Consider the following 3,478-nt stretch of genomic DNA (forward strand, 5'->3'; position numbering starts at 1 on the left):
TGGTCAGGCTCATCGGAGGTGCCATCTTCTGAAGGATGGCTTCCTTCCGCTCTGCGGGGTAACGCATGTTGATCACCTCTCAATCCGTTTAGGTGACAACTACGCTGACAGATAGGGGGGTCGAAGCATGCGTATCTCCCGGGGACAAGCCTACACCAGTTACCACCCTATTCCGGCCTGCCCGAGCCAGTCCGCTCGTCCGGCCTCACCTGACGGATCACCCTGGCCGGCACGCCGCCGATGACCACATCGTCGCCGAAGACATCCGCCACCACCGCATTGGCCCCCACGATCACGCGATTCCCGACACGCCCCTTGCCGACGAATTTGGCGCCGGGAAAGATCGTCACGTCATCCCCGACGCGCGCCATGCCGGGCTCATCCTCCAGGGGGGCCGCCGCCAGGGTCACCTGCTGGTAGAGCTTGCAGCGCTCACCGAGCTTGAGCCCCTTGCCGATCACGATGGAGGTGGGATGCGACAGTCTCAGCCCCTTGCCGATGACCGTACGCGGTTCCACGTGGAGTCCAAAGCGCATCGCCAGGATGGCAAGCTGGCGATCGACGAGCTTGGCATGACCATAGTGAGCCAACATCTGCACCAGGCGCAGGCGAAGCACCGCCTGGCGCTCGAGCCTGCTGGTCCAGAGGCTCTTGAAGAGTCGAAGCTCGGCAAGGTGCCCCTTGCCCCCCAGCACCTCGGTGATGCCGTAGTCGACAAACCGCTGCCAGCTCATCTCGGCCTCAGGCTCCGAGTCGGCTCTACCATGACGAATCCAGGCGCTGAGTTCGCTCTCACCGCTCATAAGAACGCCCTGGCGACGGTTTCCGGGCGGAAGTCATCCAGCCAGTGCTCACGGAGCTCGGGCTTCTCTCCCTCGACGGCATGACGGATGCCCGACGCCAGGGCATCGACGTCATGCGGCACGATGGCATCCTCCAGCTCACCTTTCAGGATCTCGCGAATGCCTCCCGGACAGTCCACGCTCAACACGGGGGTACCGCAGGCCAGGGCCTCGAACAGCACGATCCCCATGCCCTCGAAACGTGAGCTGAGCACGAACAGCCGGGCATGGTGCATCCACGGATAGGGGTTGTCCCGTTGCCCGGCGAAGACCACCCGTTCGGCGATGCCCAGCTCGCTTACCAGGGCCTCAAGGCGCTGCCGCTCCTGACCATCCCCCACCAACACCAGGGGCAGCGACACGCCGGACCTCGCATAGGCTCGCAGGAGCAGGGCCTGGTCCTTGGCCGGCACCAGACGCGCCACGTTGACGATATAGGGCCCAGTGGGCAGATCCGGCTCGTGGCGCGTCATCTGCTGCCGGATCGCATCAACGGGGCACGGGTTGGGGATCACCCGTAGCGAGGCCGGCGTAAAGTGCCAGCGGGCCATTCCCTCGCGGACGCTCTCCGCCACCCCCCGGGAGACGGTGACGAGATGGCGACGATGATAGAGACAGCGGGCAAACAGTCTACGGGCCCAGCCCTCCTGGCGCACATGCAGGATGTTCTCGAGGACATAGCGGGCCCGCTCGTCACGGAATGTCCAGACCAACTCGAAGGTCCCGATACCCCGAAAGACGATACGGTCCACGCGCCCATGGCTGCGCTCAAAGGCCCACAGCCAGGCACGGAAGACCACGCCACCCATCACACCACGCCCGAGAAAGAGGGACCGCTTGATCAAGGGATTGAGAATGAATCGACCAAACTGCTCAAAAAGGAAGCCAATGAGTGTGAGACGACTCCACCAACGAAGTTCAAATTGGTGGAGTTTGACGTCGGGGTTATCGGATTTTAGAGGTTTCTGACAGGATCGAAGGCTTAAGAGATGACTGTCGTGACCTGCATCGGCAAAGGCATCCGCCAGATTAACCGCCACACGCTCCATCCCGCCCATCTTCAGGGAGCGGACGACAACCAGTGTACGCATCAAGATGCCTTAGAGCGAAGGACCGGAAAAACACGCTGCCCCGTTTCCACCTGCCAGCGCCAGATATGGGTAACAAGTCCCCCCATGACAATGGTAAAGACATAGCCGCCGGACCAGAAGGACAAAAAAGATTCGAACATGTTGACGATCATGAAGAAAATAAAAAAGGAATAGCCGAACAATGCCATGTCACCGGGCATCACGCCACCTCGCCAGGACCTGAAGGTTCCAAGACCGACCCAGAGCGCCAAGGCTCCAATGACGAGAACACCCAACAGGCCATAGCTGACAAAGACTTCGAGGAAGGTATTGTGGAGATGCCCGTATTCTTGCCTGTTCCAGGCCGGCATCCACTCGGTATGGTCCATTACGAGGCTTCGACCCTCACCGCCCCAGCCGACAAGGGGGCGCTCAGCGATCCACTCCATTGCAGCTCGCCAGGAATGTACCCGATTCCCGATACTGGTATCGAAAGGAATGCTCTCCCAGTCGCGCGCCACGATACTGGCAATAACCTGATTTTCGGCAGCAAGACGCCTCTCGATCGGAGTATGGAAAGCCGATGCCATAATAACCACCAACAACGAAGGCACCAGAAACCAGAGAGTGACGTGGCGCAGGCTTATCTCACTATGAGCCCTCCTCCAGGCCACATACCCACTTAGTACCAACGCCACCATACTGGACACAAGCAGAGCCAACCACACCCCACGCGTCTGAGTGACCACCACTCCCACTAAGCTGATGACCGTTGCAGCGACCCAGCCCATCCGCCGCCACCATGTGAAACGACCGATTGTGACCGCGCGCCTTGCAAACAGAACCAAGCCCAGCAGCGCTGTTCCAAAGAACATGGATACATGTTGTGCATTCTGGATGCCGAAGTCGACCCTCTTACCTGCCAAACCCCTTTGCCAGGAATACCAGCCTTGTCCCTCTAGCCACACGGCCAGCAACAGCCCCGGCACGGTGATGGCCCAGGCCATCCACGTCAGTCGAGTACACCCGCCGAGCCACCAGGCCATGCCAATAAACAAGAACCACTTGGCTAGGCGATCGAGCTCTGGATTGTCCGGCAACCAGTCAGGATGGTGGAAGTAACCAGACGTCCATGCGATCAGCTGGACCAGCACGACCGCCAAAAGCAGCCAGAGCGGAGCCGAGGATCTAAGCCTTTGCCCCCATCGCAGCACTGCAAACAGGCCAAGTAACGCCATCAGCGTGCCCGTGAGCTCACCGACCTCAGGAAAGGCTATGCGAAGGCCCGCATACGCCATAACAACCATAACCAACGACCAGCGCCAGAGCGAGACGGGGTGCTGAGACGCCGGTAGGGAAAATTCACAATGAAAAGGAGAGTACCTCACGGCCAACGTCCACCCGGCACAAGCTGGTAAAGGGCGAATACTACCAGAATATCGCTCCCGGAGCCTGTCAACATAGTTGGCACATGAAATGACTTCGGCTCTTTAAAATCCTGATGCCTGTGACATCGGGACCCGCTCGGGATTCAGGTGCACGATTTCCGGAGCCTGTCAACATAGT

General features: G+C 59.9%; 3 protein-coding genes. All 3 read right to left on the bottom strand.

Going from position 1 to position 3,478, the window contains the following annotated elements:
- Positions 1-167 precede the first annotated feature (167 nt).
- Positions 168-734 carry an LbetaH domain-containing protein gene (locus EKG36_RS20305; RefSeq protein ID WP_185827622.1) on the bottom strand — a complete coding sequence of 189 codons (567 nt, stop codon included), beginning with the start codon at positions 732-734 and terminating at the stop codon, positions 168-170.
- Between the two features lie 65 nt (positions 735-799).
- Positions 800-1,651 (bottom strand): glycosyltransferase, encoded by an 852-nt coding sequence (locus tag EKG36_RS20310; RefSeq protein ID WP_425459615.1) that lies wholly within the window; start codon positions 1,649-1,651, stop codon positions 800-802.
- Between the two features lie 281 nt (positions 1,652-1,932).
- Positions 1,933-3,300, bottom strand: a complete 1,368-nt coding sequence (locus EKG36_RS20315) for an O-antigen ligase family protein (protein WP_246007581.1) — start codon at positions 3,298-3,300, stop codon at positions 1,933-1,935.
- Positions 3,301-3,478 lie beyond the last annotated feature (178 nt).

The organism is Halomonas nitroreducens, from assembly GCF_003966155.1.
Taxonomy (GTDB): Bacteria; Pseudomonadota; Gammaproteobacteria; order Pseudomonadales; family Halomonadaceae; genus Halomonas; species Halomonas nitroreducens.